Origin of the sequence: Paenibacillus sp. YYML68, from assembly GCF_027923405.1 — a bacterium.
Taxonomy (GTDB): Bacteria; Bacillota; Bacilli; order Paenibacillales; family NBRC-103111; genus Paenibacillus_G.
Genome location: NZ_BQYI01000001.1, coordinates 4,037,528 through 4,050,001 on the forward strand (window position 1 = coordinate 4,037,528; position 12,474 = coordinate 4,050,001).

Annotated in this window: 10 protein-coding genes; 3 read left to right on the top strand and 7 right to left on the bottom strand. The window is 53.3% G+C overall.

Translation table 11 applies throughout. The features are described from left to right. Nucleotides 1-20 precede the first annotated feature (20 nt). The 3 genes from PAE68_RS18075 to speD all read right to left on the bottom strand — a co-directional run bounded on the left by PAE68_RS18075 (nt 21) and on the right by speD (nt 4,393). On the bottom strand, nt 21-791 hold the full coding sequence (locus PAE68_RS18075) for a hypothetical protein (protein ID WP_281889288.1): 771 nt from the start codon (nt 789-791) through the stop codon (nt 21-23). A gap of 30 nt (nt 792-821) precedes the next feature. Continuing rightward, a complete protein-coding gene (locus tag PAE68_RS18080; protein ID WP_281889290.1) occupies nt 822-3,209 on the bottom strand; it encodes a preprotein translocase subunit SecA in 2,388 nt (795 codons plus the stop codon). A gap of 359 nt (nt 3,210-3,568) precedes the next feature. Continuing rightward, nucleotides 3,569-4,393 (bottom strand): adenosylmethionine decarboxylase, encoded by an 825-nt coding sequence (gene speD / locus PAE68_RS18085; RefSeq protein WP_281889292.1) that lies wholly within the window; start codon nt 4,391-4,393, stop codon nt 3,569-3,571. A gap of 255 nt (nt 4,394-4,648) precedes the next feature. Between speD and PAE68_RS18090 the strand changes: the two genes are divergently transcribed. Next, complete coding sequence (locus PAE68_RS18090) at nt 4,649-6,772, top strand: methyl-accepting chemotaxis protein (protein WP_281889294.1); 2,124 nt, start codon at nt 4,649-4,651, stop codon at nt 6,770-6,772. Nucleotides 6,773-6,879: 107 nt separating this feature from the next. Here the strand turns inward: PAE68_RS18090 and PAE68_RS18095 are convergent, their stop codons facing one another. After that, nucleotides 6,880-7,167, bottom strand: coding sequence for a hypothetical protein (locus PAE68_RS18095; protein ID WP_281889296.1), 288 nt, complete (start codon nt 7,165-7,167; stop codon nt 6,880-6,882). Nucleotides 7,168-7,262: 95 nt separating this feature from the next. Here PAE68_RS18095 and PAE68_RS18100 point away from each other — a divergent pair, with 95 nt between their 5' ends. Next, the gene (locus PAE68_RS18100) at nt 7,263-7,988 is read left to right on the top strand and encodes a response regulator transcription factor (protein WP_281889298.1); all 726 of its coding nucleotides are present in this window, start codon (nt 7,263-7,265) and stop codon (nt 7,986-7,988) included. Continuing rightward, complete coding sequence (locus tag PAE68_RS18105; protein WP_281889300.1) at nt 7,985-9,097, top strand: sensor histidine kinase; 1,113 nt, start codon at nt 7,985-7,987, stop codon at nt 9,095-9,097. Before PAE68_RS18100 ends, PAE68_RS18105 begins: the two co-directional genes overlap by 4 nt. A 47-nt stretch (nt 9,098-9,144) precedes the next feature. Here the strand turns inward: PAE68_RS18105 and PAE68_RS18110 are convergent, their stop codons facing one another. The 3 genes from PAE68_RS18110 to PAE68_RS18120 are packed head-to-tail and all read right to left on the bottom strand — an operon-like array spanning nt 9,145 to nt 12,436. After that, on the bottom strand, nt 9,145-9,945 hold the full coding sequence (locus PAE68_RS18110; RefSeq protein WP_281889302.1) for a DUF4097 family beta strand repeat-containing protein: 801 nt from the start codon (nt 9,943-9,945) through the stop codon (nt 9,145-9,147). 5 nt (nt 9,946-9,950) lie between these two features. Beyond that, nucleotides 9,951-11,564: a hypothetical protein gene (locus PAE68_RS18115; RefSeq protein WP_281889303.1), complete on the bottom strand. Its 1,614-nt coding sequence runs from the start codon at nt 11,562-11,564 to the stop codon at nt 9,951-9,953. Continuing rightward, nucleotides 11,561-12,436 (bottom strand): ABC transporter ATP-binding protein, encoded by an 876-nt coding sequence (locus PAE68_RS18120; protein WP_281889304.1) that lies wholly within the window; start codon nt 12,434-12,436, stop codon nt 11,561-11,563. The genes PAE68_RS18115 and PAE68_RS18120 overlap by 4 nt, the downstream gene beginning before the upstream one ends. Nucleotides 12,437-12,474: the final 38 nt, after the last annotated feature.

The following is a 12,474-nucleotide window of genomic DNA, read 5'->3' on the forward strand; positions in this document are numbered from 1 at the left end:
ATCCAATGTACGTCGGACTTCTAGTTCGCTGCTTGAAGCTGGATCACTGCAACGACTGCCTTCTTGAAGGCGGTCTGAACAGCGCCCCGGTCTGTGAAGCCCTCAGACGGCACAGCGTTCTTCACCGCATCTGCAACCTGCAGCTTCGCTTCATCTGTCATCGTACGGTAGCCGACCATGACAAGACCGAGGTACGGAGACTCGAGCGCCTCCTTCATCGATGCTGCATCGGCAGCCTGACTGACAGCCGCAATCGCGTTGCGAAGCGCTGCGACATCCCGCTGTGCCGCTACTGCCGCGTCCAGAGCTGTCTGCAGCTCAAGCGTGCTGCCGAACTGTCCGGCTATGTTGAGCTTCACAAGCTCCGCCGCCACCGCAGTCTGGTCCTCCGCTGCGAGCTCTTCAAGCAAGCTCAGGTTCAATGCCAGCTCAGGAGCACCCAGTACCGCCTTCATGCTCGAGGCGTCAGCTGCCTGACTCAGGAGCTGAAGAGCAGCCTCGACTCCCGCTACAGGAGCTTGTACAGGGGCGACCACTACTGGCGGCGCGACAACTGGCGGCGTCACCGGAGGCTGCTCGACTTGCACCTCATACACAGACTCGGTAACGGTCGGCTCTGCCTTCTCCTCATAGACGGAATCGGTCACCGTCGTCTCGGTCTGCCCGGCATCCTGAAGGAAATCTGTGCCGAGTGATGCCGCCGACACTACCGTTACAATCGTTGAGGCGGCCATGGTTGCTGTAAGCACCTTAGCTACGCTCTTCTTTGAATCACTCTTCTTCTTAGTCATCTGAATCCCTCGCTTTGGCTTGTAATCGTATTAAAAGCTTGCAGCATATATGGAAGCAGCCTGGTCTGATGGGAATGACGGCTGCAAGGTAAACGTCTTGACTTCCTCGGACAGCATAGATCCGATTCTCCGGCTCACTCTGTCTTTAAGCTCGTTCAGCAGATGAATGGCCTCCTCCTCGAAGGCGTCGACAGGATCGCGCTTCTCAATCGCACGGAAATGAATCGCCTGCTTCAAGTATTGAAGCTGCTCCATATGATCTTGCCAGTAGCGATCCATCGTCATCAAGCAATCGACTCTCCAGCGCTCCTTCCACTGAGCATCGAGCCACTCCGACTCCAAGCAGGCCAGCGCTTCGCTCCAGCGATTGCGGACAAGCCGCTGGACATCGTCCAGCTCCAGCATCTCATTCAGCTTCAGCTCAGCGCCTAATGCCAGCTCCTGCTGTAGACGGCGCACATCCCACTCCTCGTACAGCTGGTGCTGCGGACAATAGGCTGCAGTCTGTTCATCCAGCCAGTATTGCAAGCAATCCTTCAGCAGCTCGCTTGCCTTACTGCTCTCCAGCAGCTCACTGCGATACGTGTAGTACCACTCCCGCTGGCGATGAATGACACAGTCGAAGCGGTACACGAGCGAGCGAATGTCGAACATATGGCGCTCTGCCCTTCGCTGTACGTGCTCAACGAAGCTGTTGAGCGGCTTGTGGAGCACCCCTTCTTCCCCCCAAGCCCACTGGCGAATCCATCGCTCTGCTTCCTCCTCCGCGAAGCGCTGGAACAGCTCGTCCTCAAGCGAGACGAAAAACTGGCTCCGCCCAGGACTGCCCTGCCGTCCCGATCTGCCGCGAAGCTGAAGATCGATACGCCGGCTCTCGTGACGCTCAAGACCTATAACATGCAAGCCTCCAAGCTCCTCGACGCCTGCTCCAAGCCGAATATCGGCGCCTCGTCCGGCCATGTTCGTCGCGATCGTGACCGCACCGCGCTGCCCAGCCCTTCCGATGATGTCGGCCTCCTCGCGTTCAGTCCTTGCATTCAGCACCTGACACGGTATGCCTGCTGCTTGCAGCCGTTCGGCGACCTCATAGGACTGCTGAACACTCGTCGTCCCAACCAGCACCGGCGTGCCCCGTGCATGAAGCTCCTGCACAGCAGTCTGCAGCCCTCGATATTTCGCCTCCTTGCTGACGAATACGAGATCGGGCGCATCGACACGCTGCACAGGACGATGCGTCGGAACAGACAGCACCTCTAGTCCGTAGATGCGAGCGAGCTCCTCCTGATCCGTCTCGATGGTGCCTGTCATGCCCAGCAGCCTGCGGTACAACCCGAAAAACTTCTGGACCGTAATCGAAGCGTTGGCGCGCGTCTCGGCACTTAATGAAAGCCCTTCCTTAACCTCGATCGCTTGATGGAGCCCATCGCTGAATTCCCGGCCTTTCATCATACGACCGGTAAACGCATCGATAATGTTCACCTTGCCCTCAGATACGAGGTAATCCCGGTCATGCTGCATCAGCTTGTGAGCTCGAAGACTTTGAAGTAAATAATGGTATACCGTTGTATTATCGAGATGGAACAAATTATCCACCATAAAGGTCGACTCTACCTTACGTATGCCAGCCTCAGTGAACATCACTTGCATCGTCTCGCGGTCAATCTCATAATCGCGGTCTTCCTTCAGTCCACGAACAAACTTATCGCATATATAATACAGATCCGGCGCACCCTTCGTCTTGCCGGCTATAAGAATAGGCGTTCTCGCCTCATCAATCAGCACGCTGTCAATCTCATCGATCACCGCACAAGCGAGCGGGCGCTGCACCTGTCGGTCCGGGTCATAGACGAGTCGGTCGCGCAAATAATCAAAGCCGAACTCAGACCAGGTGCCGTAAGTAATATCTTGAAGGTAGGCCTGCTTCTTCTCCTCGGGATTAAGCTCCGAATGATTCAGCGCAACGGTCATTCCGAGTCGTCCGAGAACGTTCCGTGCCTGCTCGCAATCGCGCTCCGCCAAATACCGGTTCACCGTGATCATATGCACTCCCTCACCCTGAAGACCAAACCAGTACAACGGTAGCAGCGACACGACGGTCTTGCCTTCACCAGTCCGCATCTCGGCCACATGCCCCTGGAGCATGGCCCAGCCTCCGATCAGCTGCTCGGGATGCAGCCGAATGCCCGACTCCCTGCGCACAGCCTCCTTCACGAGGGCGAACGCCGTCAGCGCCGCATTGGTCGGAGCCTTGCCCAGCCGCACACGCTGTCTCAGCAGCTCTCCTTCTCTCAGCAGCTCGGCGTCATCCATCCGCATCAGCAGCTCGACCTGCTTCTCCACGCGGTGAAGCTGCTTACGAATATTGTTCAGAGTCTTCTGTGAAGATCCAGTTATCCAGTTACGTACTGCAGCAAGCAATGGATCACCCCCGCCAGTGGTCTTAATCCGATAGTCTTAATTTGTCATATAAAATAGTCCCTATGTAATGATATGTAGCATTATATCACGACTCACCAGCTAGGAATATGTAGAATTATACCAAATGAAGCGAAATCCCCCCTGTGCGCACTGATTTTTTTAGCGAATAACAAAGAATTATGTCGAACTTATAGCTCTATATTACATTGTATCCTCCTGATTGAAAAGAAGGTAATATATTGAAATAATATTATTCTGAAAAAACAAAAAACTCTCGTCTCCCATCCGCAGACAGTGCGAATAGAGACGAGAGACTCGAGACACAGCTTCTTCGTACACCCGATATAGGCGCCATATAGCTAGTGGGAGCCGACCAGGTTTTTACCATAATAAATTTCGTCCATCTCCAGCTTGAGACGCTTCGCAATCGTCTCCTGCTCTTGACGGGACAACGATTCCTTCGTATAGCCGAACAAGTAATTGTTCAGGTCGAATTGCCTAAGCTTACACTTCGTATGGAAGATGTTCTCTTGATACACGTTGACATCGATCATATCGAAGAGCTCCTTCACTTCATCGGGGATATAATTCTGAATCGAGCTAATCTCATGATCAATGAACAGCTTATAGCCGTGTATATCGCGCGTGAAGCCTCGTACCCGGTAATCGATCGTCATGATGTCTGTGTCGAACGAGCGGATCAAATAATTGAGCGCCTTGAGTGGCGATATTTCTCCGCAGGTGGATACATCGATGTCGGCGCGGAACGTGCTGATCTCTTCATCAGGATGGTACTCCGGATACGTATGAACTGTAACATGGCTTTTGTCCAGCTGCATCACAACGGAATCAGGCAACGGTCCTGGCGATTCCTCATACGACTCCGTCGGCACCTCCACGATCGGCCCCTCAGAGACGAGCATCGTCACGCTGGCGCCCTGCGGCACATAGTCTTGCTTCGCAATGTTCAGAACGTTGGCACCGATGATGTCCGCCACCGTCTTTAATATCTTCGTCAGCCGATCGGCGTTATATTGTTCATCGATGTACGTAATATACGCCTCGCGTTCCTCCTTCGTCTTCGTATAGCATACGTCATACATGTTGAAGCTGAGCGACTTCGTCAAATTATTGAAGCCGTGCAGTTCAATGACCTGCTCCTGCAATGGCGCTGTCTGCTGCATATCCATCTCCCCTTATATATGGATTGGCGTTATTGCCATCAATTGCTTATATCTGAACATAACGTTCCCCGTTTGCATACATTTAATGCCTTCAAGCCTTAACAACTCCGATGTATTCATAGTTCACAATTTGGAAACAATTAAGAGCGCTTACTTAACAAAATAACACCTCATGTTTGTTTACCTCACATCATACTCTGTAGTATACTAGCTTCATACATTTTTCGACAAAACGAATATTAGGAGTGTACAGCCATGACCTGGATCCGGACACTATTGAAGCCATCCTCCTCGCTCATGAACAGACTGCAGTATGGAAAGAAATTTCTCGTGATCACGCTGCTGTTCCTCAGCGCCCTCTCGTTCATGATGTACAACGCTGTCAAAGAAATACAAGCGGACCGACAATTCGCCGAGAAGGAGCGTCTCGGTGTTCGTTATAATGAAGGCTTGCTCAAGGTTATGCTTCAGTTCCAGCAGCACCGCGGGCTGGCGAACGGTTACCTGAACGGTGACCCTTCACTGGAGACGGCAATGAAGGAGAAGGCATCGCAGGCCGACGAAGCAATCAAGCAGATGGAGACGCTGGAGGCCGAGCTTGGCGCTCAGCTCGACACAACAGCCGGCTGGCTTGCTGTGAAGGATAAGTGGATGAAGCTGCGTGACGGGACAGCCAGCATGACGGCGGCGCAAAGCTTCGAGGTACATTCCGGTTTGGTAGACGACACGATTCATTTGATCAAGCACGCAGCCGATATGTCGAACCTGACCTTGGACCCGGATCTCGACTCCTATTACTTAATGGACTTAACAGTGAACAACCTTCCGACACTCATGGAGAAGCTCGGACAGGCGCGAGGCAAAGGTACCGGAATTGCTGCCTCACAGAAGCTGACGCCTGAGCAGAAGCTCGAGCTCTTGATCTTCACGGATTCTATCCGAACTAATTCTGCAGACGTGAACAAAAAAGCGGGTATCGTCTTCAAGCACAACGCCTCAATCCGAGCTGATCTTCATCCGCTCGCCACAGGCACCGTAGGTGCGGCAGACGAATTCGTCAAAACATTGGATACGAAGCTGCTGAATGCCGAGACGATCAACATCGCGCCTGCTGAGCTGTTCGAACAAGGGACGAAGGCCATCGAAGGCACGAGCGCCATGTACGTCAAATCAGCGGAGAAGCTGGATCTCCTCCTCCAGCAGCGTGTTCAACGTCTGACCGACAAGCTCAACACTGTGCTGATCACGAACATCGTCATCGTCCTGCTAGCTTGCTACATGTTCACCGGCTTCTATATGTCTGTGAAGGGAACGATCAGCCAGCTTCGCCGCGCTGCGCGGACGATGGCTGGCGGAGACTTGACTGTAGATGCGAGCTTGACGACACGCGATGAGCTTCGCGAGGTCGGCGAAGCGTTCACGACGATGGCTCAGCAGATGAGCCGCATGCTGCAGCGCAACAAGGAGCTTGCTGACCGTGTCGCCGCCTCGTCGACGGACTTGACGGCCGTTGCAGAGCAGACATCGCGCACGACCGAGCAGATCGCGGAGGCGATGCAGCAGATTGCAGCCGGCTCGGAGCTGCAGGTGCGCAGCAGCGAGGAGACCGCCAATGCGATGAACGAGATGGCCATCGGCATCCAGCGCATTGCCGAGAACGCCAGCACTGTCTCCGAGGCGTCTATGGATACAACCAAGCTAGCACGCAACGGAAGCGAATCGGTGCAGCGCGCTGTCGAGCAGATGCAGACGGTTCGCGACAAGGCGCTGTTGACCGCCGGTACGATGAAGGTGCTCAGCGACAAGTCGGATGAGATCGGTACGATCATCTCCGCCATCAGCGACATTACAGCCCAGACGAACCTGCTCGCGCTCAATGCCTCGATCGAGGCTGCACGCGCCGGAGAGCACGGACGAGGCTTCGCGGTCGTGGCAGGCGAGATTCGCAAGCTAGCGGATCAATCGAACACGTCCGCGGCTATGATACAGACGTTAGTTGCAGATATTCAAGCCTCTGCCCATGAAGCCAAGATATCGATGGACGCTGGTGTACAGGAGGCTGAGCTCGGCTCGCAGGTCATTATGGAGACGAACGAGGCATTCGGAGCTATTCGCGCCTCCATCGAGCAAGTCACCGAGCAGATTCAGGAAATATCTGCCGCCTCTGAGCAGATGTCGGCAGGCAGTGAGCAAATTACAGCCTCCGTAGACGAAATGCTCCAGATCGCCACGAGAACGATGAGCCAGACGCAGACCGTGTACGCCTCCACCGAGGAGCAGACCGCCTCTGTCGAGGAAATTACCGCTTCCGCGGAGACGCTAAGCGCCACAGCCGTTCAGCTGAAGGAAGAGCTGCAGAAGTTCAAGACGAAGGCATAGCCTGTTTGCCTTACCGGCATTACACCAAAAAAGCTTCATTCCCCGTCCTAAGCAAAGGACGGCGGAATGAAGCTTTTTTTGACATACAAGTGAGCGAGGGTTGTCAGCTATAGCGCTGGGCCTGCATGCTGCACAACCAACGCTTGCTGCTTGCGCTCCAGACGGCGAAGACTAGCGTACAGCACCGTCAGCTCGATCGGCGCTCCGACAGCAGCCGTCAGGCCGGCTAACGCTCCATTGAGCTCGGGCACAGTGACGACGAGCATGAGCAGCAGCACCATCGAGGTGACCACCATCGTCAGCTTACTCACCATGATGGGTCGTGTCTGTCCGGCGAGCATGCATCTGCCTGCTAAGTAATCGATCCACGGGAACAGGAAGCTCTGAACAGCCAAGAAGAGCAGCACTCAATTATTTTGAACTTACTGGAAAATAAGGTTATTATTATATCAGCTATCAGCTATCCATGTAATAGTTAGGAGGAGCCGCCTTGCAGAAGCCTGAACGCATCTTGCTAGCCGATGACGAAGAAGGAATATTAACCTTGCTGGAGATTACATTAAAGAAGGAGCGGTTCATGCACATCACAAGCTGCATGACCGGCCGCGAAGCGCTGGCGCTCGTGCAGCAGAACAGCTACGATCTGATCGTGCTCGACGTGATGCTCCCGGACATGAACGGCTTCGACCTGTGCAGCCGTATTCGCCGCCACACGACAGCCCCGATCATCTTCATTACATCCTGCGCAAGCGACTTGGATAAAATAACCGGTCTTGGGATCGGAGGAGACGATTATATTACGAAGCCATTCAATCCGCTTGAGGTTGTCGCTAGAATCCAGGCACTGCTCAGACGGCAGAGTATGCTGAAGTCGGGGCCGGATGGTCAACCGGAGGCCAAGGAGTATCGCTTTGGCTCCTTCTTACTGAAGCCGGATATTGCCAAGCTGATCATCGACGGCAAGGAGCTCGATTGCACAGCTAAGGAGCTGCAGCTGCTCATCTTTTTTTGCAGCAATCCGAACCGCATCTTTACGGCCTCCCAAATTTACGAATACGTATGGGGCGAGCCCGGATTCGGCGTAGAAAAGACGATCGCTATGCACATCTCCAATCTTCGCAAAAAAATCGAGTCAAACCCGAAGGAACCTGCCACAATCATGAACCTGAGAGGTATTGGCTATAAGTTCGTGCCTCCCGGTGAGAGATGCCCATGAAGACACGGCTCCGATTCACGTTGCATTATATCGTCGGTCTGATCGTCTGGATGCTCAGTCTCGGGATGACGCTGCTGCTAGCCGTTGAGGTGCTGTTTCCTCTGCTCGGACTTGAGGAGGAGAATCCTCATTACGACCTGTTCGTCATCCTTGTCTTTACTGCGAATGTCATATGGAGCAGCTTCTTATTCAGCTGGTACTTCGGTGGTCCACTGTGGTTCATCGTCTCTCGAATTTCACAGCTGTCCAGCGGGATGTACGAGGCCCCTCCGCAGCATCAGCAGCTGTATCGCAGGAACAACAAGCTGAAGCTCCCCTATTCATTGTACGAAGAAGTGATTCAGAATCTCGAGTCGCTAGCTGCCTCCTTACAGGCTGCCCGCCGGGAACGCTTGATCGTAGAGGAGTCGAAGAAGGATTGGATTGCTGGCATCTCACACGATCTGAAGACTCCCTTAACTTATATTACTGGCTACTCTTCATTGCTGCTCATGGAGGACTATGAATGGAACGATCAGGAAAGATACACGTTTATTACCGAGATCCAGAAAAAGAGCTTACATATGGAAGCGTTAATTCAGGATCTGAGCTTGACCATGCAGCTCAACAACGCCCAGTCCCCTCTACCCCTTCAGGTGGAGCCCCGCGATCTGATCGAATTTCTGAAGAAGCTGATCGCTGACGCCGCGAGCGATCCGCGTGCAGTGGTATGCGAATTCAGCTTTCATTCGGAATGCGAGGCTCTCCATGTTCCATTCGATGACCGGCTTCTGTACCGCGCGCTGCAAAATATCATGATGAATGCTATCCTTCATAACCCTCCAGGGACAAGCATAGCGGTTACTGTTACCGAAAATCGAAGCTCTCAGGTGATTATACAAATCGCGGATGACGGACAAGGGATGGACGAGCAGACGCTCAGCAACGTATTCACCAAGTATTACCGCGGCAAGCCTACGAGCTCCTCCGAATTCGGCACCGGCCTCGGGATGGCGATCGTACGAAGTCTCATCGAAGCGCATGGCGGACACATTACGGTAGACAGCACTGTCGGCCAAGGAACCACCTTCACCGTCATTATTCCGAAGCATGGAAAGCCAGACTCCTGAAGGAGTCTGGCTTTATTTAGTGCGCCTGATGCAGTGTTATAGAAGCGTTATTTCAATGTAATGTGACCCGAGGAGGTCATGATGGTTAAGGTCGGTGCCTGGGAGCTGTTGCTGCCAATAGCAGCGGTCAGCTTCTGACCTGCCCCCTTCGAGGTCACGTCCGACTCCGACGTGAGCGACGATTGAATTTTCCCGGATTCAGACGAAGCATTCAGCTGCAAGCCTTGCGGCTTATTCAGAAACGACAGCTCAATCTTGCCCGTGCTCGTACGAATGCTGCTGTTTGCCTTTACATTTCCTTTATGTGAAATTTTCACATGACCCGTATCGTTATCGATAGCGAGCGCTCCATCGACCTGATTCAAGCTCATATCCCCTGCAACAAGCTCGCTGCGCAGCAATCCTCCCTCGAAGCCGTTCATTTCAATGTTCCCTGAATCGGCCTGCAGCACAAGCTCTTCAGCCTTCACATTATTCCCTGTAATCGAGCCCGAGCTTGATTTCAAGCTGATCTTCCGATACATCTTCTCTGGCAAATCAACGAAAACTGTCCCCGTCTTAAAGTTAATGATCCCCGAGGAAGCCGCGGCATCAATCGTCAGAACGCTGCCACTCATTTGAACAGGCAGCTCCTTACCACTGTCCGTACTAACCTTCAGCTCTGTGCTCTTAGACGGACGCACCTGGATGTTCTGTCCTTCTGTCGTGAGCTTAATCTCTTGCACTTGCTCTGCGTCAAAAGACTGCTCTTGTTGTCCGGAGACCGCATTCGAGCTGCAGCCAACGATCGTAAGAACGAGGCCTGCCGCACATATCAACATCATCAGCTTTCTTTTCGCTTGGTTCATTTCCATTACACTCTCCCTTTTACGTGTACGATTTTTCGAGCGTGAGCAGCCTGCTTCCGATACGTGAACAGCTGCTGACCTGCCAGTGATACGAGCAAGAACATGAGAGTCATTAGCAAGTACAGCCATGGATAACTCGAGGATGCTCCAAGGAAATCCAGATATGGAATATCATTGATCGGTCCAAGATACCACCATAGCATATACAGCACCTCGAACAGCTTTCTTGAGCCACTGAAGCCTCCTAGCGCAAGCGCCATGGTCGGGACAAATACGACGCCGACAAGCCAGGTCTGGAGGTCGAGCCAAAGCCCGCTTGATGCGAATTGAATGAGCGCCCCGGAGGAGAAGAGCAGCGTCACAGCGATCCCGGATATCCATACCGCCATCCATTTGAAGATCGGAGGACAGCTAGCCTTCATCAGCTCCTGTGTGAAGTAATGTCGATCTCTCGTTCCCATCTGCGACCAGATCGCAATAGGCCACACCATCACCACCGGCAGCCAGCTGCGCACATACTCCAGTGGAACAAGCAGACTGAGCGCGAGCAGCGCAGCTGCACAGCCATACCACCAGATGGAATACCCCTTAAGCATTAGCTTGAGCTCCGCCGTGATGAGACGGCTCAACGCTATGCGCTTCGTTCGCTCGAGCGGCGACAGCTTATACTCATGCTTGGCCTCCATCCGAGGCTTGACGGCCCCTTTCTCCTCGAACAGTGGAAGCTTGAACCCGCTGTCCCCGGACTTCTGCTTCTTGAAGCGATTGAACAGCAAGGCGGTCAGCAGGACGAGAACGGCAGCCAGCATCACCCAGATTAGCCTCTGCATGAGCAGCTGGATGCTCCAGTCGACCCCTTGCCATACGAAGGTCGGCACAGCCCCTTCCACCGGATAATAGCCGAAGCTTCCCCCCTCCTCGCTGTTCGCAATGAATTCGTACGTGAGCGCCGCCTCCTGAACCATGTCGGATCGAATGACATCAAGACCGAACAAGTCCCAGAACGCATTCGGAGCCGCAATGGACATCACGCTGAAAAAAATCCACAGTACAAAAAACATAATGTTGCCGACTACGCCCTGCAGGCCTGGACATACATCAAAAAACACAGTCAACGCAGCAAGAACAATCAAGGACGGAAGTGCTAAATACAGGAAGGGAAGTAAGTAATGGTGCATGCTTACATACATCTCTTCGCCGCGAAGCAACTGCATAGCCATAAAGCCGACTATCAAGATGAGCTCAATCACGAGAAGCACTACGAGATTCGAGAGCGCCTTGATTGTGATATAACGCAGATTGCTGATCGGTGTCGCCGCAATGATCTGCCCGATGCGAAGTCTCCCGTCCTCGGAGATCTGACTGCGCAGCATGTAGAAGCCGAACAGCCAGAGCAGAAGCGTCGACAGCATCGCGACCATCCCGCCAAGCCAAGCGGAATTGTAAATCCCCCTAACTCCGCCAATATAGAACACCTCATACCCGGCTGTAGCAGCTGGCACGCAGGCATAGCTGAGAAACAAACTGAGTCCGACGACGATCAGGAAGGCGTAGCTCCTCATCTGCCTGATCAAGCCTGTGCGAATTAAGCAAAGAAAGGATTCAGCGAATGAAATCATGTCAGCACTCCTAATCTGGACACCGAGAACAGATACGCATCCTCCAGCGATGGAGGCAGCGGCACCGCGTTCGAAGCCGGACGAGACTTAGACACAATTCGAGCATGCACACCGTCCTGACGATGAATAGCACTGCTCACGGTGTACTTCTCCTGCAGCTCTTGATATTGGTTAGCGGGAATAACACAATGCCACACGTGATGATCGACGCTCTGAATGAGCTTCTCCGGGGTTGTATACGTAACTAGCTCGCCCCTTGACAAGATGGCGATATGTGGAGCAATCGATTCGATATCTGTCACAATGTGCGTAGATAGAATGACGATACGGTCCGAGGCCAGCGTTGAGAGCAGGTTTCGGAATCGAATCCGCTCCTCGGGATCAAGCCCAACCGTCGGCTCATCGACGATTAATAACGAAGGATCGTTAAGCAGAGACTGTGCGATCCCGACCCGCTGCTTCATGCCGCCAGAGAAGCCTCCCAGCATCCGCTTGCGATGCTCGGTTAAATTCAGAATGTCCAGCAGCTCATCTATACGCTTACGAGCCGACCTCGATGAGATCCCCTTCATGGCTGCCATATACTCGAGGAACTCAATCGGAGTCATGTTCGGATACACACCGAAATCTTGAGGCAAATAGCCTAATTGCCGCCGAAGTTCATCAGGGTGTTTCCCTATATCGACGCCGTTCCAGCTAACTGCCCCCGATGTCGGCTGCTCAATCGTGGACAGAATACGCATGAGCGTCGATTTGCCGGCACCATTCGGTCCGAGCAGACCGAGTATGCCTTCGTTCAACGTAACGTGTACATCACGAAGCGCTTGCTTCGCGCCATAGTTTTTAGATACGTGCTGAATGTTTAGCTCCAATTCGAACTCCTCCATGGAATGTAATGTACGAACAGCTT

What these genes read in the sequence shown, in the direction of transcription:
- PAE68_RS18075 (WP_281889288.1), bottom strand. Translation starts at nt 791, where the DNA reads ATGACTAAGAAGAAGAGTGATTCAAAGAAGAGCGTAGCTAAGGTGCTT.
- PAE68_RS18105 (WP_281889300.1), top strand. Translation starts at nt 7,985, where the DNA reads ATGAAGACACGGCTCCGATTCACGTTGCATTATATCGTCGGTCTGATC.
- speD (WP_281889292.1), bottom strand. Translation starts at nt 4,393, where the DNA reads ATGCAGCAGACAGCGCCATTGCAGGAGCAGGTCATTGAACTGCACGGC.
- PAE68_RS18115 (WP_281889303.1), bottom strand. Translation starts at nt 11,564, where the DNA reads ATGATTTCATTCGCTGAATCCTTTCTTTGCTTAATTCGCACAGGCTTG.
- PAE68_RS18110 (WP_281889302.1), bottom strand. Translation starts at nt 9,945, where the DNA reads ATGAACCAAGCGAAAAGAAAGCTGATGATGTTGATATGTGCGGCAGGC.
- PAE68_RS18090 (WP_281889294.1), top strand. Translation starts at nt 4,649, where the DNA reads ATGACCTGGATCCGGACACTATTGAAGCCATCCTCCTCGCTCATGAAC.